At 69.1% G+C, this 21,339-nt stretch carries 16 protein-coding genes and 1 pseudogene; 2 read left to right on the top strand and 15 right to left on the bottom strand.

The genetic code is table 11. From position 1 onward, the window contains the following. Positions 1-24: 24 nt before the first annotated feature. From ABZ794_RS30700 to ABZ794_RS30680, 5 genes are read right to left on the bottom strand one after another with little or no spacing between them, the layout of a single operon-like run. Positions 25-876, bottom strand: coding sequence for a sugar phosphate isomerase/epimerase family protein (locus ABZ794_RS30700; protein WP_357518840.1), 852 nt, complete (start codon positions 874-876; stop codon positions 25-27). Between the two features lie 7 nt (positions 877-883). Next, positions 884-2,056 (bottom strand): substrate-binding domain-containing protein, encoded by a 1,173-nt coding sequence (locus tag ABZ794_RS30695; protein WP_112585264.1) that lies wholly within the window; start codon positions 2,054-2,056, stop codon positions 884-886. A gap of 25 nt (positions 2,057-2,081) precedes the next feature. Continuing rightward, positions 2,082-3,065, bottom strand: a complete 984-nt coding sequence (locus ABZ794_RS30690) for an ABC transporter permease (RefSeq protein WP_091401048.1) — start codon at positions 3,063-3,065, stop codon at positions 2,082-2,084. Positions 3,066-3,067: 2 nt separating this feature from the next. Further along, complete coding sequence (locus ABZ794_RS30685; RefSeq protein ID WP_357518838.1) at positions 3,068-4,039, bottom strand: ABC transporter permease; 972 nt, start codon at positions 4,037-4,039, stop codon at positions 3,068-3,070. 55 nt (positions 4,040-4,094) lie between these two features. After that, positions 4,095-5,606 carry a sugar ABC transporter ATP-binding protein gene (locus ABZ794_RS30680; protein WP_357518836.1) on the bottom strand — a complete coding sequence of 504 codons (1,512 nt, stop codon included), beginning with the start codon at positions 5,604-5,606 and terminating at the stop codon, positions 4,095-4,097. A gap of 525 nt (positions 5,607-6,131) precedes the next feature. On the opposite strand from ABZ794_RS30680, the gene ABZ794_RS30675 reads away from it, so the two are divergent. After that, on the top strand, positions 6,132-9,674 hold the full coding sequence (locus ABZ794_RS30675; RefSeq protein ID WP_357518834.1) for a ThuA domain-containing protein: 3,543 nt from the start codon (positions 6,132-6,134) through the stop codon (positions 9,672-9,674). A gap of 89 nt (positions 9,675-9,763) precedes the next feature. Here ABZ794_RS30675 and ABZ794_RS30670 read toward each other — a convergent pair whose 3' ends face one another. The 8 genes from ABZ794_RS30670 to ABZ794_RS30635 all read right to left on the bottom strand — a co-directional run bounded on the left by ABZ794_RS30670 (position 9,764) and on the right by ABZ794_RS30635 (position 17,817). Further along, positions 9,764-10,756 carry an aldo/keto reductase gene (locus ABZ794_RS30670; RefSeq protein WP_357518832.1) on the bottom strand — a complete coding sequence of 331 codons (993 nt, stop codon included), beginning with the start codon at positions 10,754-10,756 and terminating at the stop codon, positions 9,764-9,766. Continuing rightward, complete coding sequence (locus ABZ794_RS30665) at positions 10,753-11,631, bottom strand: amidohydrolase family protein (protein WP_357518830.1); 879 nt, start codon at positions 11,629-11,631, stop codon at positions 10,753-10,755. The genes ABZ794_RS30670 and ABZ794_RS30665 overlap by 4 nt, the downstream gene beginning before the upstream one ends. Continuing rightward, on the bottom strand, positions 11,628-12,389 hold the full coding sequence (kduD, locus tag ABZ794_RS30660) for a 2-dehydro-3-deoxy-D-gluconate 5-dehydrogenase KduD (RefSeq protein ID WP_210781637.1): 762 nt from the start codon (positions 12,387-12,389) through the stop codon (positions 11,628-11,630). The genes ABZ794_RS30665 and kduD overlap by 4 nt, the downstream gene beginning before the upstream one ends. Beyond that, entirely contained in the window at positions 12,386-13,411 is a 1,026-nt protein-coding gene (locus ABZ794_RS30655) for an alcohol dehydrogenase catalytic domain-containing protein (RefSeq protein ID WP_357518827.1), read from the bottom strand. Before ABZ794_RS30655 ends, kduD begins: the two co-directional genes overlap by 4 nt. Before the next feature lie 106 nt (positions 13,412-13,517). Further along, positions 13,518-14,741 carry a mandelate racemase/muconate lactonizing enzyme family protein gene (locus ABZ794_RS30650; RefSeq protein WP_210781639.1) on the bottom strand — a complete coding sequence of 408 codons (1,224 nt, stop codon included), beginning with the start codon at positions 14,739-14,741 and terminating at the stop codon, positions 13,518-13,520. Between the two features lies 1 nt (position 14,742). Continuing rightward, the gene (locus tag ABZ794_RS30645) at positions 14,743-15,570 is read right to left on the bottom strand and encodes a carbohydrate ABC transporter permease (protein WP_210781640.1); all 828 of its coding nucleotides are present in this window, start codon (positions 15,568-15,570) and stop codon (positions 14,743-14,745) included. Continuing rightward, positions 15,570-16,550, bottom strand: a complete 981-nt coding sequence (locus ABZ794_RS30640; RefSeq protein ID WP_210781641.1) for a sugar ABC transporter permease — start codon at positions 16,548-16,550, stop codon at positions 15,570-15,572. The genes ABZ794_RS30645 and ABZ794_RS30640 overlap by 1 nt, the downstream gene beginning before the upstream one ends. A 4-nt stretch (positions 16,551-16,554) precedes the next feature. Continuing rightward, positions 16,555-17,817, bottom strand: a complete 1,263-nt coding sequence (locus tag ABZ794_RS30635) for an extracellular solute-binding protein (RefSeq protein WP_210781642.1) — start codon at positions 17,815-17,817, stop codon at positions 16,555-16,557. Positions 17,818-17,964: 147 nt separating this feature from the next. On the opposite strand from ABZ794_RS30635, the gene ABZ794_RS30630 reads away from it, so the two are divergent. Beyond that, positions 17,965-18,735, top strand: coding sequence for a FadR/GntR family transcriptional regulator (locus ABZ794_RS30630; protein WP_210781643.1), 771 nt, complete (start codon positions 17,965-17,967; stop codon positions 18,733-18,735). A gap of 70 nt (positions 18,736-18,805) precedes the next feature. Here the strand turns inward: ABZ794_RS30630 and ABZ794_RS30625 are convergent, their stop codons facing one another. Both ABZ794_RS30625 and ABZ794_RS30620 read right to left on the bottom strand, forming a co-directional pair. After that, positions 18,806-20,203, bottom strand: coding sequence for an RICIN domain-containing protein (locus ABZ794_RS30625; RefSeq protein ID WP_238689549.1), 1,398 nt, complete (start codon positions 20,201-20,203; stop codon positions 18,806-18,808). A 429-nt stretch (positions 20,204-20,632) separates the two neighbouring features. Continuing rightward, a pseudogene (locus ABZ794_RS30620) lies at positions 20,633-21,339 on the bottom strand (RICIN domain-containing protein); the annotation flags it as partial.

The following is a 21,339-nucleotide window of genomic DNA, read 5'->3' as shown; positions in this document are numbered from 1 at the left end:
TGCGGGGGTGGCCGGTCGGGGCGGTCATTCGAGGATCTCCCGGAGATAGCGCAGACCGTCAGTGGCGAGACGGTCCTGCGAGGGGGCCAGTGGACGCCAGATCGCCGCGGCGGTGGCGATGGCCTCGTTCTCCGCCGTGAACGACTCGATGCAGATCGCGCCCTGGTAACCGGTGTCCCGCAGGACGGCGAAGAAGCGGGGCCAGTCGAAGTGGTCCGCACCGGGAGCGCCCCGGTTGCTGCCGCTGACCTGCACGTGCTTGATGTGCGGGCCAGCGGCAGCGAGAGCCGCGTAGGGGTCGGTCTCCTCGATGTTCATGTGGTAGGTGTCGATCATGATGCCGACGTTCGGCGGGAGCCCGTCAATCAACTCGACCGTCTGCTCGATCGTGTTGACGACGCTCGTCTCGTAGCGGTTCAACGCCTCGACACCGATGCTCACGCCCAACTCGCCGGCCTGCTCGGCAACCGGCGCCAGGGCCCGCCGGAAATCCGCGTAGCAGGCCGCGCGAGCCGCCGGCGACATCCGCCAGGTGCGGCCGACCGAGGCGTACACCGGGCCGCCGACGCATCCAGCGCCGACGGCCGCCGCGCTCGCCACGCAGCCCATGAGGTACGCCACCGTCGACTCGACGACCGCTGGTGCGGCGTCGACCAGTTCCCGCCCCGGCGAGGTGACCGCGCAGACGCCGGCGGCGACGAGGCCGTGCGCCGCCAACAGGTCCCGGGTACGGATCGGGTCCCAGTCGCCGGGCTGCTCGATCGGCAACTCGACCGCGTCGAAGCCGAACGCGGCGATCCGCGGGATCAACTCGGCCAGGGCCTTGTCGTCGACCGGCGAGGCCCAGACCCAGGGGTTGACGCCGATGGCGTACATCAGACCCCTACTTCCAGCGCTGCGGGTAACCGGGCAGGTCGGTGCAGCCGCACATCGCGTAGTGCAGCGGCGGCATGCCCGCGTCGAGGTACTGGTCCAGGTTGTCCTGGGTGACTGTCGGCTGCGGCAGCTTCCACGGGTTGGACACCTGCTGGCCGTCGAGGATCCGCAGCGCCGCGATGATCGGCGTACGCCACTGGTAGGTCGGGTAGGTCGGTGCGATAGCGGTGAGCTTCTTGTCCTTCCAGATCTTCAGGAAGTCGAGCTGGTCCTCACCGTTCATCGGCGGAACCGGCTTGCCCGCGTCCTGAAACGCCTCGACCGCCGCGACGGCCACCGCCCCGGCGTCCATCCAGACCCCGTCGATCGTGCCGTACCGCTGGATGTAGTCGTCGACGATCTTCTTGGTCTTGGCCGGATCACCATCGGTGAACTCGACACCGACGACGTCGACCTTCGCCTTGTCGAACGCCACCTTCGCCGCCGACCAGCGGGTCTCCAGGACGTCGACGCCGGGCAGGATCCGCAGGGCGAGGACCTTGCCGCCGGGCTTCATCTTCTGGCTGACGAACTCGGCCCCGACGTGGCCGAATCCGTAACCGCCGATGGGGTTGATGAACGTCACCGGGCACTTCGTGTTGACGCCACGGTCGAAGACGACGACCGGCAGCCCGGCCTTGCAGGCCGCCTCGACGGCCGGGGTGAGCGTGGCGGTGGTGTTCGGCGAGACGATGAGCGCGTCGCAGCCCTTGCCGAGCAGATCGTTGATGTCAGCGATCTGCTTCTGGTCCTTGCCCTCGGCGTCGACGTGCACGAACTCCTTGATGCGGCTCTTCTGCGCCTCGACCTCGGCCTGCATGGTCTTGAAGCCGACCTGCCGCCAGGGGTTGTTCAGGGCCGCGTTCGAGAAGCAGATCTTGTGTGGGCCGTTCTTCTTGAACTTGGCGGTGTCGACCATCGTCGGGTTGAGCACCTGCTCCCACGGCTTGTCGGCCGGGCCCGTCGGTGCCGCGTCGAGCAGCGCCAGCTCGGCGTCGTAGTCGGCCTGCACGAAGAACTTCGACTGGTCCCCGGTGCCGGAACCAGTGGCGGCGGATGCACTTCCCGACGGGCTGGCGGCCGGCTCGTCGGTGGCACAGGCGGCGAGGGACAGCAGGGTGACGGCGGCAATCGCCGCCATGGAACGTCGCACTATGGTTTCCCCTTTATCTCGAAGAAGAACGCGTTGCCGAGACCGCCACGGCGAGCAGGATGATCCCGCCCTGAACGGTCGACCTGAGGGCGCCGGAGACGCCGTAGAAATTCATGAGGGCGAACAGCAGTTCGAGGGTCAGCGCGCCGAGCATCGCCCCGACGACGGCGCCGCGCCCCCCGCCGAGCGCCACCCCACCGAGGACGACAGCGGTGATCGCACCGAACTCCAGACCAGCGCCGGCCTGGAACGACACGCCGCTGTAGCCGCCCAGCAGGATGGCCGCCACCGCCGCCGCGAGCCCGCTGAGGATGAAGGCGAAGGTCCGGGTGCGCCACACTCGTACGCCACTCAGCTCGGCGGTGCGCGGGTTGTCGCCGACGGCGACCAGCGTCCGGCCGAAGTCGGAGCGCATCAGCAGCACGGCAGCCACCGCCAGGACCACCAGGACCAGCAGCGCGTACGGCACGCGGCCCAGTACTGGCACGTCCTCGAAGGCCCGCCGGCCGAACCGCCGGAACTCCTCGGAGAGCCCACCCTTCGGTGCGCCGTCGGACCACAGGTAGACGGCGCCGACGAGGATCAGGAACATGCCGAGGGTGGTGATGAACGACGGCACCCGCAGCCGTGTCGTGATCAGGCCGTTGACCAGCCCGACCAGTGCGCCGAAGGCGAGCAGGAGCAGCACCACCGGCCAGGTACGCGCCGGGTCGCTGTCGATCAGCCGGGCGGCCACCACCACCTGAGCGGTGACCAGGGAACCGACCGAGAGGTCGAACTCGCCGGACACGATCACGAAATACTGGCCGGCGGCCAACAGGATGATCGGCGCCGACCGACCGAGGAAGGACATCAGCGACTGCGGGGCCAGGAAGTCGGGCTGCCGGATGCCGACGAGCACCAACAGCACCGCGAGGATCGCGAGGATCGGCAGGACACCACCGGGACGCACCCGCGGCAGACGCAGCGGCAGGGAACGGGGCTGGACGGTCTGCATGGCTAGGCCGCCTTTCGCATGGCCCGGCGGGCGTAGACGGCGACCGCGGCGATGATGATGACGCCCCGGATCACCTGCTTGAAGAAGGCGTCGACCTCGAGCTGGTTGAAGATGGCGTCGATGCTGGCCAGCAGCAGCACCCCGCCGACAGTGCCGATGACGCCGCCGCGCCCACCGGCGAGGGCGGTACCGCCGATCACCACCGCGGCGATCGACTCCAGGTCGTAGAGGCCCTCGGTGCCGACGCGCGGAGCGCCCGAGCCGAGCCGACTGGCGAGGTAGATGCCGGCGAGCCCCGCGCACATCGAGCACAGCATGTGGGCGGTGACGAGGACCCGGTCGTTGCGGACGCCGGAGAGCCGGGCCACCTCCGGATCCCCGCCGACGGCGACCAGGTGGTGACCGAAGCGGGTCCGCGAGAGCGCGAACCAGGCCGCCGCGGTGACCGCTATCAGCAGCAGGAACGACACCGGCACCGGACCGACGCGCTGATAGCCGAGCGCCTGCACCAGCGAGGGTGCCGTGGTGCCGGCCGGGCCGTCGTAACCGTTGTCGAGGTAACCCTTGAGCAGCAGCCCGACGCCGAGGGTCGCGATGAACGCATTGACCCGGAACCTGGTGACGAGGAGCCCGTTGAGCAGCCCGACGCCGGCGCTGACGACAAGCACCAGGCCGATCGCCGGCAGCACCGCGCCGTCGCTGCCGTTCATCGTCTCGGCCGCGACGAGGGTGCTGAGGCTGATCACGAACGCCACCGAGAGGTCGAGCGAGCCCCCCAGGATGACCAGGGTCTGGCCCACCGCTACCAGCCCGAGGCCGGCGGCGACATGCAGCAGACTCACCGTCGTGGACTGGTTGAAGAGCTGACCCCCGTCGAGCAGGACGACCAGCCAGCCGATCGTCAGGGTCAGGGTCAGGGCCACGAACACGCCCGGTACGGAACGCCGGGCCGGCAGCAGCGACAGAGCGCTCACCGGGTCACCTCGGTTCGCGACTGCGGGGCTCGCAAACCCCGCTCACTCCTCGCGCTCACTGGACCGTCTCCCGCACGGCGCCGACCGCCAAGGCGACGACCTCCTCCTCGGTCGCGCCGGCGGGCAGCTCGCCCGCGACGTGGCCGTCCCTCATGACGACGATCCGGTCACTCATCCCCAGCAGCTCCGGTAGATCGGACGAGATCATCAGCACGGCCGCGCCATCACGGGCGAGGCGGCGGACGAGGTCGTGAATGGCTGACTTCGCACCGACGTCGATGCCCCGGGTCGGCTCGTCGAAGAGCAGGATCCGCGGTTTGAGCGCGAGCCATCGGGCCAGCACGACCTTCTGCTGGTTGCCGCCGGACAGAAAGCGGATCTCCTGGTCGTCGCCGGCGCCGCGGATCTCCACGGCGGCCAGCAACTCGCGTACCCGGGCGGTCCTCGCGGCCCGGCCGGACCGGGCGGCGAAGACGGCCCGGCTGGCGAGCAGCGCGTTGTCCAGCACCGACTGCCGGGGAACGATCCCCTCGCCTTTGCGGTCCTCGGTGACGTAGGCGATGCCGGCCCGCATGGCGGTGCGGGGTGAGCGCAGTCGGACCGGCCGGTCGTCGAGCGTGACGTCGCCGGTCGTGAACGGCGACACCCCGAAGATCGCGCGGGCCAGCGCCGAGCGCCCGGAGCCCTGGAGGCCGCCGATGCCGAGCACCTCGCCGGCGCGCAACTGGAGGTTGACGTCCCGCAGCTTCCGGTTTCCCGCGTCGCGAAGGTTGAGCCGCACCGGGCCCCGGTCCTCGGGGGCGGCCCGGTCCGGGTAGTAGCTGGACAGTTCCCGGCCGACCATGTGCCGCACCAACTGGTCGGCGGTGGTGTCCACGGTGTCCACCGTGGTGACCCGACGGCCGTCCTTGAGCACTGTGATCCGACCGGAAAGGTCGAAGACCTCGGCGAGCCGGTGCGAGACGTACAGCAGCCCGATGCCCCGTTCCTGGAGTCGGCGCACCAGCCCGTAGAGCAACTCGACCTCGTGGTCGGCCAGCGCGGCGGTCGGCTCGTCCATGATGAGCAGCCGCGCGTCCAGGGCGAGCGCCTTGGCGATCTCGACGACCTGCTGCTGCGCGACGCCCAGTTGCCCCACCCGGGCGTCGGCCGGCAAGGTGATCTCACCGATCGAGGCGAGCAGCCGCGCGGTGCGGTCGAGCATTGCCCGACGATCGACGAGCCCACGTCGGACCGGCTCGTGCCCCAGGTAGACGTTCTCCGCGACGGTGCGCTCCGGGAGCAGGTTGAACTCCTGGTGGATGATGCCGATGCCGGCCCGCTGCGCGTCGCGCGGACCACGGAACGTACGCGTCGCACCGGCGAACTCGACGGTGCCCCCGTCCGGGGCGTACCCGCCCGAGACGATCTTCATGAGGGTCGACTTCCCGGCCCCGTTCTCACCGACCACGGCGTGCACCTCGCCCGGCGCGACATCGAGGTCGACACCGTCGAGAACGCGGACTCCGAGGAAGGACTTGCCGATGCCCCGAAGGGTGAGAAGCGGCGTCGGCGGCGGATCTGACATCCCGAAAGCCCTCACAGATAGTAGTTATCGACTGGATCCAGCCCCGCGCTCCGGCGGTTCTGCGGCACCGCACAGCGAACTTTCGTGGCTATCGACGAAGGCTTATGTTTGCGTGTTACGAACATTCCCTTGACATCGTCGAAACATCACACGTATGAAGATAGATGTTTGGATGCGGGTCCGCAATCCTCGACCGGGGCTGATTGCCAGGGCCGTCACCCGATCGACAGCGGCGCCCCAGCGAGGGAGCCGTGCACGACCGTCGTCACCTGGGCAGGACGTCGGACGTCACTCCATTAATTGACACTGTTCTATCTCTAGCTCATCCTGACCTCGTGGATCAACGGACGAGATCTACAGCGACCATCACGCTGTGTGACGTTCTGCGGGTCTGACTGCCGTCTCGGCGAACGGCACGAAGACCGACCACCGCACCCCGTGCACCCTTGCGCGTCCAGGCACAACCTGGCGCGCCGTGGGGCCCGTGGTGGCAAACGAAGTTGCCCGCCCAACCTAGGAGACGGCATGCGTCGCAACACATTGCTCATCTCAGTGATCGCCGGCCTGTTGCTGGCGCTCGGACTCGCTCCACCGGCGTCGGCCGCCCCGGCCTTCCGCGCCCTGGTGTTCACCAAGACCACCGGCTATCGGCACGACTCGATCCCCGCCGCGATCGCCATGGTCCAGCAGCAGGCCACCGCGAACAACTTCGAGGTGGTGGCGACCGAGGACTCGAGCGTCTTCACCGCCAGTAACCTGGCGACCTTCGACGTGATCATCATGCTCCAGACCTCCGGCATGGTCTGGACCTCGACCGCCCAACGTCAGGCGGTGGAGGGCTACCTCGCCAGCGGCAAGGGCATCGTGGCCGTCCACAACGCCACCGACATGGGCATCGAGTCCGAGTACCCGTGGTGGGACCAGACCATCAACGGCGGCGCCCACATGCCCGAGCACTCCCCTGGAGTGCTGCCCGGCACCGCGATCGTCGCCGACAAGAAGCACCCGTCGACGGCCTCCCTGCCGGACCGGTGGAACCGCAGCGAGGAGTGGTACAACTTCGACACCAACCCGCGCGGCAAGGTGCACGTCCTGGTGACCGCCGACGAGCGCACCTACAACCCGGGATCCCGGGCGATGGGCCCGGACCACCCGATCTCCTGGTGTCGGGACACCGGCGGCGGGCGGGTGTGGGCCACCGCGATGGGCCACGCGATCGCCTCCTACAGCGAGACGAACTTCCAAAACCACGTCCTCGGTGGCATCAAGTGGGCCGCCGGGAACGCTCCCGGCGACTGCGGCGGCACCGTCTGGAGCAACTTCGAGAAGCGCACCCTGGACGACAACACAGTCGACCCGATGGCGATGGCAGTGGCCCCGGACGGGCGCGTGTTCTACGCCCAGCGCGGCGGGCAGCTGAAGGTCTTCAAACCCTCCACAAACAGCACGGTGACCGCCGGGACGCTGAGCGTCTACACCGGCGGTGAGGACGGCCTCACCGGCATGGCGCTGGACCCCAACTTCGCCACCAACGGGTACGTGTACCTGTACCACTCGCCGGCGAGCAGCTCGACCGACGTCAACCGGGTCTCCCGCTTCACGATGAGCGGCGACACGCTGAACACGTCCAGCGGCGTGACGATCATCGACATCCCGGCGTACCGGGACCGGACGTTCCCGGAGCCCGGCCACACCGGCGGTTACATCGAGTTCGGTCCGGACGGCAACCTCTACATCGGCACCGGCGACGACACGCCGCCGAACCTCGACCCCAACTGGCAGGGCTACGCCCCGCTGGACTGGCGCTCGGGCAAGTCCAACCTGGACGCCGCCCGGACCGCGGGCAACACGAACGACCTGCGCGGCAAGCTGCTGCGTATCCGCCCCGGCGCCAGCGGCAGCTACACCATCCCGAGCGGCAACCTCTACCCCCAGGGCACGGCGCAGACCAAGCCGGAAATCTACGCGATGGGCTTCCGCAACCCGTTCCGTTTCTCGATCGACGCGGCCACCGGCTGGGTCTACCTGGCCGACTACGGGCCGGACCGCAACCCGCCCACCACCAACCGTGGCCCGGAGGGCCTGGTCGAGCTGAACGTGATCAAGACGCCCGGCAACTACGGCTGGCCGTTCTGCCACGGCAACAACCAGCCCTACGCGCCGTACAACCCCGACACCGGCGTGGTCGGCGCGAAGTTCAACTGCTCGGCACCGGTCAACAACTCACCCAACAACACCGGGCTGACCAGCCTGAAGCCGGTCGTCATGCCCAACATCTGGTACGGCTACCCCGCCTCGACGACCTTCCCGGAGCTGGGCTCCGGCGGCTCCGCGCCGATGGGCGGCCCGGTCTACCGGTACGACGCGGCGAACCCGTCCGCGACGAAGTTCCCGCCCTACTACGACGGGGTGCACTTCTTCTACGAGTGGTCGCGCAACTACATCAAGGAGGTGCACTTCGACTCCTCCACGGCGGTGACCCGCACCAACCCGTTCCTGCCCAGCGGTGGGTTCAACAAGCCGATGGACATGGAGTTCGGCAAGGACGGCTCGCTCTACCTGCTGGAGTGGGGCACCAACTTCGGCGGCGGCAACAGCGACTCCGGGCTCTACCGGATCGACTACATCCAGGGCGGCCGGTCCCCGATCGTCAAGGCCACCGGCACACCCACCAGCGGCACCGCACCGCTCACCGTCCAGTTCAGCAGCGCGGGCACGTCCGACCCGGACGGCAACACGCTGAGCTACCTGTGGACGTTCGGCGACGGCACCACCTCGACGGCGGCCAACCCGTCGAAGACGTACACCTCGAACGGCAACTACACGGCCCAGTTGAAGGTCACCGACAGCACCGGTAAGACCGGCTTCGCCAACGTCCCGATCACGGTGGGCAACAGCGCCCCGGTGGTCACCATCACCACACCGGGCAACGGAGGCATGCTGACCTTCGGCGACAAGGTGTCGTACCAGATCACCGTGACCGATCCGGACGGCGGCACTGTCGACTGTTCGAAGGTCATCCTCAACCCGGCGCTGGGTCACGACGACCACGCGCACGAGACCACGGAGTACCCGGGCTGCTCGGGCACCATCTCCACCGATCTGCTCGGCGGGCACCCCGATGGCGCCAACCTGTTCTACGTGCTGAACGCGCGGTACACCGACAACGGCGGCTCGGGAGGCGGGTCCCCGCTCACCGGCACCGCGCAGGCGATCCTGCAACCGAAGCACAAGCAGTCCGAGTACTTCAGCAGCCAGTCCGGCATCCGGGTCATCGACCAGGCCGCGGCGGAGAGCACCAAGCGCGTCGGTGACATCTCCACCAACGACTGGATCGCGTTCAGCCCGATGAGCCTGTCGGGCATCTCGACGGTCAGCTACCGGGTGTCGTCGCCCTCCGGTGGCGGTTCGATCGAGCTGCGCGCCGGCTCGCCGACCGGCACCCTGCTGGCCACCACCACGGTGCCCAGTACGGGCGGCTGGGACAACTACCAGTCCACGACTCCGGTGAGCGTCGCCGCGCTCAGCGGGACACAGACGCTCTACATGGTGTTCAAGAACAGCAGCAACTCGTTCGATCTGGACTCGCACACCTTCGGCGGCAACGGCGTCGGAACACCCGGCACCGGTGGTGGCCTGGCGGGCAAGACCTACACCCTCACGGCACAGCACAGCAACAAGCTGATGGACGTCAGCGGTGTCTCCACCGCCGACGGCGCCCAGATCACCCAGTGGGCGTCCACCGGTGGCAACAACCAGAAGTGGCAGGCGGTCGACGCCGGCAGCGGCGCGGTCTACCTGAAGGCGGTGCACAGCGGCAAGTGCGTCGAGGTGGTCGGCAGCTCCACCGCGGCGGGTGCCTTCCTCCAGCAGGCCACCTGCAACAACGGCAACCAGCAGAAGTTCACCGCCACCGCGACCGGAACCTCCGGCGTGTACACGGTGCGCAACGTGCTGAGCGGGCTCTGTGTGGACGTCAACGGTGCCGCCACCACCGACGGCGCCCGGCTGTTGCAGTGGACCTGCCACAGCGCCGCCAACCAGCAGTGGCGGTTCACCGCGGTGTGACCCCGCAACTGTCGCGGTAACAACTGACGTCCCGGTCGGGACCGGTGTCCGAGTAACGGAGCCGGTCCCGGCCGGGACGTCGTCGTCGGTCAGGCAGGCAGGCCGGGCGGCGCGGCGAGCAGCCCGGCCGCCGCCAGGTCGTCCCACAACTCCTCCGGTACGACGATCCCGGACCGTCGTACCGTCTCGACCGCCTGCGCCTCGTTGCGAACGCCGACCACCGTCGACACCACGGCCGGGTGCCGGCGGACGAAGGCGAGGGCCGCCTGCGGCAGGGTCACCCCGTACGTCTCGCAGACAGTGGCGATCCGCCGCGCCCGCTCGATCAGCGCCACCGGGGCCTGCTGGTAGTTGTAGACGGCGTCGGCCGGCGGCCGGTCCCGCGACAGCAGACCCGAGTTGTAGACGCCCGCGATGACCACGCCCACCCCCCGGTTCTCGGCGGCCGGCAGCAGGTCGGCCGCCGCGCCCTGTTCGAGCAGGGTGTACCGCCCGGCGCACATCATCACGTCGACGTCGGTCTCCCGGACGAACCGCGCCAGCATCGCCGACTGGTTCATGCCGGCGCCGATGGCACCCACGACACCCTCGTCCCGCAGGTCGATCAGGGCGGGAACGGCCTCGTGCGCCGCCTGCTCCCAGTGCTCGTCCGGGTCGTGCAGGTAGACGATGTCGATCCGGTCCAGCCCGGTCCGGTCCAGGCTGGCCTCGATGGAGCGGAGCACGCCGTCGCGGCTGAAGTCCCACACCCGCCGGTGGGTCGCGGGCACGTCGAACCCGTCGGAGTCCCGCAGGTGCGCGTCCTGAGGCGACGGCACCAGGAGTCGCCCGACCTTCGTCGACACCACGTACTCGTCGCGCGGCCGTTGGCGCAGCGCGGCGCCGAGGCGGCGCTCGGACAGCCCGAGACCGTAGTGCGGCGCGGTGTCGAAGTACCGGACGCCCGCCTCCCACGCGGCGTCGACCGCCGAGGCGAACTCCTCGTCCGTCGTCGTCCGGTACAGGTTGCCCCCCTGGGCGGCGCCGAAGCCCAGCTCGGTGAGCCGTAGCTGCGGGCGGCGCGGCAGTGCGCGCGCCATCATGACGGCCCCAGCCCGTAGACGCGGCGGGCCGTCTCGCCCCAGACCGACGCCCGGCCGGTCCCGTCCTGGCCCTCCAGCAGCTCCGCCAGGGTGTCGACCCACCGCTGGTAGGAACTGGCGAGCAGACAGACCGGCCAGTCCGAGCCGAACATCAGTCGGTCCGGCCCGAACGCGTCGAGGGCGTCCTCGACGGCCTGTCGGAGGTCAGCCGGCGTCCAGTGCGGGAGCGGCACCTCCGTCACCAGCCCGGAGAGCTTCGCCGTCGTGTTGGCCGAGGCCGCCACCGAGCGCAGGTCCCGGCTCCACTCGGCCATCTCCGGACTGCCGAGCGCCGGCTTGCCCAGGTGGTCGAGGACGAAGCTCACCTCGGGCAGGTCTCGCGTGAGACGCGCGGCCATGGGGAGCTGGTGTTGGCGTACCAGCAGGTCGAAGACGAGGCCGGCGGCGCCCACCGCCGCGATCCCCCGACGGACGTCGGGACGGTCCAGGTACGCCGGGTCGCTCTCGGACTGCACGAGGTGGCGGATGCCGACGAGGCGTTCCCCACCTCGGGCCGCCCGCAGACCGTCGAGGCGCTCCGCAACGTCGTCGGCGGTCAGGTCCACCCAGCCGACGACCCCACGGACCAGTGGGTCCTCGGCCGCCACTCCCAGCAGGTCGACCGTCTCCGTGTCGGAGGCGACGGACTGCACCACCACTGTCGCGGTGACCCCGGCCGCCCGGGCCAGCGGCGCGAGATCGGCGGGTTCGAAGTCGGCGTCGATGGCCGCCATGGTCACCGGGTCGATCCACGGCTGCGGGTGCCGGGCGCGGACCCAGAGGTGGTGGTGCGCGTCGACGATCCCGGCCCGCCCGGGCTCCTGTGCGCCCGTCATCGGCCCAGCCAGCCGCCGTCGACGGGCAGCACGACGCCGTTGACGTAGTCCGACGCGGTCGACGCCAGGAAGACGGTGGCGCCGCCGAGATCGTCGGCCCGGCCCCACCGCCCGGCCGGGATCCGGCCGAGGATCGCCTGGTTGCGGTCGGGGTCGTCGCGCAGCGCCTGGGTATTGTCGGTGGCGATGTAGCCGGGAGCGATGGCGTTGACGTTCACCCCGTGGGCCGCCCACTCGTTCGCCAACGCCTTGGTGAGACCGGCCACGCCCGACTTCGACGCGGCGTAACCGGGGACGGTGATGCCGCCCTGGAAACTCAACAGCGACGCGGTGAAAATGATCTTCCCTCGGCCGCGCTCGACCATCGTCCGGCCGATCTCCCGGCTGAGGATGAACTGGCTGCTGAGGTTCACCTCGATCACGTGGTCCCACATCTCGTCCGGGTGCTCCGCAGCCGGGGTCCGGGCGATCGTGCCGCCGTTGTTCACCAGGATGTCGACCGGCCCGAGAGCGGTGATGTCGCGGGCCAACCGGTGCACGGCCGCCCGGTCGCCGAGGTCCGCCCGCAGCGCGGTGAACCGGCGGCCGGTGGCGCGCACCCGGCGTTCGACCTCGCTGCCCTCCGCTTCGAGCTGGGCGGAGACCCCCACGATGTCGGCGCCGGCCAGGGCCAGGGCCTCGGCCATGGCGAGACCGATACCGCGCCGCGCCCCGGTCACGACGGCGGTCTGGCCGGACAGGTCGAACAACGTGGTCACTGGTTACCCTCCCGCACATCGAGCAGCACCTTCATGACGCCGCCACCCTCCAGCGCCGCGAAGGCCGCGCTGGCCGCCTCGACCGGCTCGACCCGGGAGATCAGCTGCTGTGCCGGGATCGCACCCGAGGCGACCAACCGGATCGCCTCCACCATGTCGTCGCGCTGATACAGCCGGGCACCCAGCAGTTCCAGCTCACGCCAGAAGAACCGGTGCAGGTTGACCTCGCGGGGCTGAGGATGGATCGCCACCATGACCAGCCGCCCGCGAGTGGTGAGAACGTCGACCGCCGTGGTGACTCCGGCCGGGGAGCCGGACACCTCGAAGGCGATGTCGGCGCCCGCGCCATCGGTACGGTCGTTGACCAGCGCCACGACGTCGGTCGCTCGCGGATCGACGGCCTCGATCCCGATCCCCTCCGCCACCTCCCGTCGGAACGGGTCCGGCTCGACGAGGAGCACCCGCGCGCCACGGCCCCGCGCGACGGTGGCGATGAGGACGCCGACCGGCCCACCACCGACCACTACCACCTGGTCGTCGGCGGTCACGTTGCCCCGGCGTACGTCGTGCACGGCGACCGCCACCGGCTCGACGAGCGCCGCGTGGTCGAGGGGCAACTCGTCCGGAAGCGGCAGAACCAGCTCCACCGGCACGGTCCAGGAGGACTGCATGGCACCCGGCGAGTCGATGCCGAGGAAGTTCATCGCGTGGCAGACGTGGGAGTTGCCCCGCTGGCAGGCGGCGCAGCGTCCGCAGGGCCGGGTCGGCATCACGGTGACGGCCTGACCGATGCTCCAGCCGGTCACGCCCTCGCCGACGGCCGCGATCCGCCCGGACATCTCGTGCCCGATGATCGCTGAGTCACCGACCCGGGCGTCCATGTCCCCGTGGTAGATGTGCAGATCCGTACCGCAGATGCCGGTGTACGCCACCTCGATCCGTACCTGGCCAGGGCCCGGTGGCTCCGGGTCGCGGTTCTCGATTCCGAGGTGTCGCGCTCCCCGGTAGACGACTGCCTTCATCGTTCCTCCGTCTCGACGGTCGGTACGTCGGTCGTGCCGACCGGGCATGGTCGTGGGTGCACCGCCGTCGCGATGCACCCACGCCTTTCCTGTTCTGGTGGTCAGCTCAGTGCCGTACGGTCGGCGACACCTCGTTGCGGGAGTTCAGCGACACGACAGGCACCTGGCGGGTGGGGATCACCCCGTCGACTCCGGCCAGCAGCCGTCGTCCGGCCCGCTCCGGCCGGACGTTGGGGCTGTCGGCCGTCTGCGCCTGCGGGCGGCGGTTGACCGCCCGGATCCGCTCCTCGTCCACCCGGACCCCGAGCCCGGGTGTGTCGCCGAGGATGAAGGCGCCGTCCTCGACGTGCAGGTCGATGGAGACACCAACGGGTGTGTGCAGGTCCTGCAACTCGCTGGTCAGGTGGTTCGGCACCGAGGTCGCGGCGTGCAGCAACCCGACCGGGCTGTTGCCGATCGGGCTGACCGGCAGGTCGTGGGCGTGGGCCAGGGCGGACGCCCGCAGGAAGTGGGTGACCCCCCAGACGGCCGCCATCTGGACGATGTCGACAGCGCCGGCGGCGATCAGGGGACGGTACTGTTCGAGCCCGGTGAGGTTCTCACCGGTGGCGACCGACGCGGACACGCCTCGGCTGACCGCGGCGAGACCCTCGGCGTCCCAGCGCCGGACCGGCTCCTCGATCCAGATGAGATCCAGGGTGCGTTCCAGTTCGCAGACATGCCGGACCGCCTGCTTGCGGGTCCACGCCTCGTTGACGTCGAGCATCAGGCCCGGCCGTCTGCCGTGCCCGGCCTCGGTCAGGACCTCCTTGACCAGGCTCAGGCGGTGCCGATCGCGCTCGACGTCGAGGCCGCCCTTGAGCTTGGCCGCCCGCAGGCCGTGGCTCGCGTAGACCTCGTACTCCGCGACGAGTTCGTCGTCGGTGAGCCCGATGTCCAGCCCCGACGCGTAGGCGGTGACCCGCCGGTCCCGTCCGCCCAACAGCCGCCACAGCGGTTCGCCGGCGGCCTGCGCCTTAATGTCCCAGAGCGCGGTGTCCAGGGCGCCGATGGTGCCGAACACCGGCCCGGCGTGGCCCGCCTTGAAGGTGTGCCGCAACATACGGTCGTACAGGGACGTCACGGCCCGGGGGTCTTCACCCTCGATGGCTGGGAAGATCCGCTCGATCTCGACGTGCGGCCCGAGGCCGACTCCCGAGATGCCCTCGTCGGTGTCGACGATGACGATCGAGACCGGAACCACCCCGTCGGCGAACACACCGTTGGCGTCGCCGACTGGTCGGCCCCATTCCTGGACCGTGGAGAGCGTCCGATATCCCGTGATCCGCATGTCAACCCTTCGTGGAACCGGCGGCCACGCCGTCGGCAATTTGGCGCTGGAGGAACAGGTAGACCAACAGGACGGGTATCGCGGCGATCAGCACCCCGGAGGCGAAGGTGGGGATGTTGTCGGAGTACTGCCCGCGCAGCGAGGTCACCCCGATCATGAGCGTCCGGTGCTCGGCCGAGGGCATCATCACCAGCGCCATGAGGACGTCGTTCCAGCAGAACAGGGCGTTGAGGATGCCGACCGACAACAGCGCCGGGGTGCCCAGCGGCAGCATGATCCGGCGGTACACGCCGTACACGGTGCTGCCGTCGATCCGCGCGGCGTCGACGATCTCCGGCGGAATGCCCTTGTAGTAGCTCGTCATGAGAAAGACCGTGAAGGGCAGGAACTGGGCTACGTAGACCAGGATCAGGCCCGGGTACGTGTCGATGAGCGCGGTGTCGGCCATGATCCGGGCGAGCGGCACCATGATCACCTGGAACGGGATGAAGAGCCCCGCGAGGCAACCCAGGAACAGCGCCGACGAGCCGCGGAACCGCAGCTGGCTCAGGGCGAAGCCGGCCATCGACCCGAACAGCAGCAGCAGGAACACCGACACCGTCACCACGAACAGCGAGTTGATGAAGTAACGGCCCATGCCGACGCTGTTCCACGCCGTGCTGATGTTCTCCCAGCGCAGGGCGTCGGTCAGACCGAACCGGTCGAGGATGTAGTCACGCCGGGTCTTCATCGCGACGTTGGCGGTGAACAGCAGGGGGTAGATCGTCGCCAGGGCGAGCAGCGACATGGGGATGGCGATAAGCCACCGTCCCAGGCGGAGGCGAGACATCAATCCTCCTTTCCGGATCGTTCGAGCAGCTTGATCTGCAACAGCCCCACGACGAGCATGATCACGAAGAGGATCGTCGACGCGGCCGACGCGAGAGCCGGACGGTTCATCTGGCCCTGCTGGATCCAGATGTAGTACTCCGGCAGGTATGTCGAGCCCTCCGGGCCGCCGCTGGTCATCACGAAGAGCAGACCGAACATGGAGGTCAGCATCCCGATCATCGTGGTCACGAAGACGAACTGGATGGTCCGGGCGAGACTCGGGATGATGACGTGCCAGACGACCTGGCGCAGCGACGCACCGTCCACCCGGGCGGCGTCCAGGAGCGCGGCGTCCAGCGTGGCGAAGCCGGCGAGGAACACCACCAGCGCCATCCCGAAGGTGGCCCAGATGTGCACGCCCACCACCATGAACATCGCGATGTCCGGGTCTCCGAGCCAGTCCACCGGACCGACACCGAACGACCCGAGCACGGCGTTGAGCGGGCCGTCGAAGGCGAGCAACAGGTTGAAGATCGCGCCGACGATGACCGGCGAGAGCACCGCCGGAAAGAAGTAGACGCTGCGGTAGAAGCGGTGGCCCGGCACCCGGAGGTAGATGAACGTCGCGAGCAGACCGGGGATCGCCACCGCCACCGGCAACAGCAGCACCAGCAGCCCGACGTTGCTCAGCGCGGTCCGGAACAGCGGATCTCCGAACAGCTCGCGGTAGTTGCCGAATCCGACAGCGGTCCCGTTCTGCGCGCCGTCACCGGTGAAGGAGAAGTTGACACCCAGCAGCAGCGGGTAGAGCCGCAGCAGCACGATGATCAGGACGGCCGGAAGGACCAGGATGTAGGGGGCGAAGCGCTCGGCCCCCAGGCCGCCACGGGTGCGACGGGGTTGTGCGCCATGCCGATGCGCGGCGGGGGTGGGCGCCGCCCCGCCGGCCCGTCCGGCCGAAGCCGGACGGACCGACGGTTGCGTGTTTCCGATCGGCACGAGGTCAGCCCGCCTGGTCGGAAGCGGCCAACTGCTTCACCACCTCGTCGACGGTGATCGACCCGCTGAGCAGCTGCTGGGAGAGGCGCCCCATCAGGTCCAGCGTCTTCGAGGAGAGCGCCACGTGCAGAGCGGGCTTGCCGCTCTTCAGCTCGCCGACGAGCGTGGCGACGGCCGGCCCGGCCTGCGACACGTCGATGGTGGTGTCGGCGGCGATCGCGCCGGCGTCGGCGTAGAAGGCCTTCAACGCATCGGCCGAGCTCAGGGAGCGCACCAGGTCGGCGGCCACCTTCGGGTCCTTCGTCCACTTGGCGACCGCGTACCCGATGCCACCGTCGTACGGGAGGCTCGGGGTGGTGCCGGCGGTGACGACGGGAGCCTTCATGACGCCGAGCTTCTCCGCGGTCAGGAACTCGTTGAAGTCCTGCCAGTGCCCCACGTCGGACATCAGACCCATGACGTGGGCGGCCTTACCGGACTGGAAGAGGGCGAAGGAGTCGTTGAACATGGCGGTCGAGTTGGCCCCGTCGCTGTTCATCTTCTTGTCGCCGGTCTCCTTCCAGGTCTGGAAGAGCCGCTTGACGTTGGCCGAGTTCCAGTCGCGCTTACCGGCGATCCAGGCGTCGTACTCCGCGGCGGTGAGGGTGGTCGAGCCCATGCTGGAGAGCCAGAACTGGATGCCGACGCCCTCCTTGTTGCCGAGGGCGAAGCACTTGGAGCCGGCCTTGGCGATGGCGGCGCAGTCGGCGACGAACTTGTCCCACGTGGTGGCCGGGCTCGCCGGGTCGAGGTTCGCCTTCTGGTAGATCGCCTTGTTGTAGTAGATCGGGTAGCCCTGCAGCGTCACCGGGGCGGCGTAGGTCTTGCCGTCCTTGCCGAACGCCTCCCAGCCGGCCAGCCGCTGCCTGTCCTCGGCCACGTAGTCGTCGAGGGGCACCAGCGCGTCCACCCGGTCGCGGATCTGGCCGCCACCGTTGAACAGCATGACGTCCGGGCCCTTGCCGGACTGGATCGCCGCACCGAGCAGGGTGTAGTACTGGTCGAAGGGCTGCGCGACGAACTCGACCTCGACGTCGGCGTGCTTCTTCTTGAAGTCGGCCTTGGCCTTCTCCAGATAGGATTTGGCGAACGGCTCGCCGGACTTCCAGTCCCACACGACCAACTTGCCGTCCGAGCTGGTTGACTTGCCCGAATCGCTAGCACTTCCACAACCGGTCAGGGCCAGGCCCACAACGAGGACGGCCGACCATATTGCGCGCTGTCTCATCGATTGTCACCTCTATATGGGGGGTGGCCGGCGGGTGTCCCGCGAGCCAAATGTTGACCGGAAGGTAACTCGTATGACGTGTGACGTCAACAGTCGGCCGTACACTGGCCCAGACGTCGTGCCACGGCGAGCCATTCGGAGGGGGACATGACGCCACCGCAGGAGACAGCCCTGAACAGTCCGGCGACCCCGGCGTGGGTGCGTCGGCCGACCAACCTCGCCAGGGCGGTCACCGCCGAACTGGTGGAGCGCATCGTCCGCGGCGTACACCCGTCCGGGTCGTCCCTACCTCCCGAGCCGATCCTCTGCGAGACCTTCGGCGTGAGCCGGACCGTCGTCCGGGAAGCAGTGAAGATCCTTCAGGAGAAGGGGCTGGTGCAGGTCCGTCAGGGCGCCGGCACCATGGTCACCCCGCCGTCACACTGGGACATGCTCGACGAACTCGTCCTCGCGGCCACCATCGCCGTGGACGACAGCCTCGCCATCCTCGACGACCTGGTCGTCACCCGGCGGGTGCTGGAGTCCGACATGGCGAACGTCGCCGCCCGCCTCGCCGACAGCGGCACCGTCGATCGACTCCGGGCCATGGTGGACCGGATGGACGAACTCGTCGACGACCACGTCACGTACCACGACCACGACCGGGCCTTCCACGACACGATCATGCAGGCATCCGGGAACCGGATCGCCCGTGGCGTCGTACGCGCGCTGGAGAGCCAGGTCATCAACACCGCCCGGTACATGGGCCGGACCGAACGGGCGCTGTGCGTGGCGTCCAACCAGGGTCACCGACGCATCTACGAACGCATCGCCGCCCACGACCCCAACGGCGCCGCCGAGGCGATGTTCACCCACATCACCGAGGCCTGGCTGGTCCGTCGCAGTGGCTCGGGGAGCCCGGTCCGCCTCGAACGCTGACCGTCACGGGAAACGGACGGCGCCCGCCCCCGGTAAGGGAGCAGGCGCCGCCAGCTGTGGCCGACAAGAGTCACGAGAACTGGGCGAAGAACCTCCAGATCTCACCCTTGGTCCAGGTGGTGATGCCGCTCTCGGCGTAGGTGCCGTCCACCGGGCCGGGCATGTGGCCGTTGTCGTACGCGGCCCACTGCACCGGGTATCCGGCCCGGCAACCCGAGTACGTGGTCGTGATGTGCGTGCGGCTGCCGGCCGCCGGCTCGCGCGGGCTCTGCGCGGTGCAACCGTTGTTGCGGACGAACGTGTCGCGCAACGCCCGGCCACCCGAGATGCCCAGGACATTGTCCGAGATGCCGTGCAGCCCGAAGTACGCGATCGGCTGGGTACCGCCGCTGCACCCGCTGATCTGCCCACCGGAGATGACCGCGACGGCCCGGAAGACGTTGGCCCGCGCACAGGCGACGGCGTAGCTCATGCCGCCACCCCAGCTGAAGCCGAGCGCGAACCGCTGCCTCGGGTTGACGCAGAGGCTGCTCTCGATCCGGCTGATCATGTCGTCGACGAAGACGATGTCCTCACCGCCGGAGTTGCCCCAGCCGTTGCCGAACCCCTGGGGCGCGACCAGGATCGCGCTGTTGTTCGACTGCTCCTGCTGCCCGTAGTAGGACCACGGGGTTCCGCTGGTGCCGCCGGAGGAGATCTCCTGCATGGTGCCGCCGCGCCAGTGGAACGCGAAGATCAGCCGGTAGGGGTTGCTGTTGTTGTAGTTCGCCGGCACCCGCAGGATGAAGGTCCGGCTCTTGCCGTTGCTCTGGATGGTGTGCGTGCCGCTGGCCAGCGTCGGCGCCTTGCCGCACCCGCTACCACCCGACGGGGGTGGCGTCGTGGGGTCGGTCCCGCCGTCGACGCGGACGAGCTGCCACTGCTGGTTGGCGCCGTTCCAGTCGGCGTACTGCACGACGTTCCCACCGTCGGCGGTGGACGCGCCCTGCACCTCGACGACCTTGTTGCTGTTGCGGTTGATCAGCCGAACATAGCCACCGTCCGAGTCGGCCAGCCGGAACTGCTGGTTCGTCCCGTTGAGATCGGCCCACTGCACGATCGCACCACCGTCGGCGGTGGAGAAACCACTGACGTCGAGCACCTTGCCCGAGTGCCGCGACTTGATCCGGTAGTAGCCACCACCGGAGTCGACGAACTGCCACTGCTGGTTGGCGCCGTTGTTACGCGTCCACTGGCTGATCCGCGCCCCGTCGTTGGTGGCCGAGGCGTACAGGTCCAACGCCTTACCGCTGTTGCGGTTCACCAGCACGTAGGAGGCGTTGGTGTCCACTGTCGCTGCCGCCGCGGGCGCCGCGTTGACCGCGACGAGTGCGCTGGCTGCCATGACCGCGGCAGCCGCCACGGCCAACCCTGACCGCCAGCGAGATCTTTGTCGAGAGGCGGGACGAGCCTCACCGAGGGCTTCCATGGTCCACTCCTTCGATCGGGGTCACCCACGAGCGGGAGCGCCCGCGCGTGCCCTGGCGTGCGTGCCGGCGTCGTGGTGGTGGCGTCAGCACGTCTGGGGTGTTGTGCGGGCAACCCGCGGCCAACGACGTACGTCGATGGGCGATGCCACGATCCGGGCTTCGTGGCAGACCGCGCCGAATCGCGCGGTACGACGTCGTGGCTCCGGCCGGGTGGCCCGCGGGGTGAAAATTAGCGGGTAAGACGTCATACGTCAAACGATTGATGTCGATCCGAGCAGATGTCCGGCAGCGGTAACCCGACGGTCACGGCGGCCCGCCCCGGAGGGGGCGGGCCGCCACTCGTCACGCCTCGCCTGGGCGGGCGCCGGCCGGATCCCGTACGGCCGGCAACTCCCGCTCCGCCAGTCGATGACGGGCGGTCGTCAGCCGATTCGGACCAGTTGCCACTGCTGGTTGTTACCGCCCCAGTCGGCGTACTGGACGACGTTTCCACCGTCGGCGGTGGACGCGCCCTGCACCTCGACGGCCTTGTTGCTGTTGCGGTTGATCAGGCGCACGTAGCCGTCGGCCGAGTTCGCGAGTCGGAACTGCTGGTTCGTGCCGTTGAGGTCGGACCACTGCACGATCGCGCCACCGTCGGCGGTGGAGAAGCCGCTGACGTCGAGCACCTTGCTGGAGTTGCGGGCCTTCAGCCGGTAGTAGCCGCCCCCCGAGTCGACGAACTGCCACTGCTGGTTGACGCCGTTGTTGCGCGTCCACTGGCTGATCCGCGCCCCGTCGTTGGTCGCCGAGGCGTAGACGTCCATCGCCTTGCCGCTGTTCCGGTTCAGCAACACGTACCAGGCACTGGTGTCCACCCCGGAGCCCGGCGGGGGCGTGGTGGGCGGGGTGGAGCCACCGTTGAGGGCGTCCAGGACGGCGGTGTACGCGGCCTTCTTGTTGCCGTTGCAGTCGAACAGCAGAGCGTTGTCGGAACCACGCCACGAGTCACAGTCCCGCACACCCCAGGTGGTGATGCCGGTGCAGCGCGAGACGGCCAGGCAGGCGCGGGTGACGGCGCCGTAGATGTTGGCCTGGTTGCCGCCGGTCATCACGTCCAGCTCGGTGATCTGCACATCCACACCGAGATCGGCGA

Origin of the sequence: Micromonospora sp. NPDC047187, assembly GCF_040643355.1 — a bacterium.
Classification (GTDB): Bacteria; Actinomycetota; Actinomycetes; order Mycobacteriales; family Micromonosporaceae; genus Micromonospora; species Micromonospora salmantinae.
Note: the sequence above shows the minus strand (reverse complement) of the source record. Positions and strands in the feature narration are given on the sequence as shown.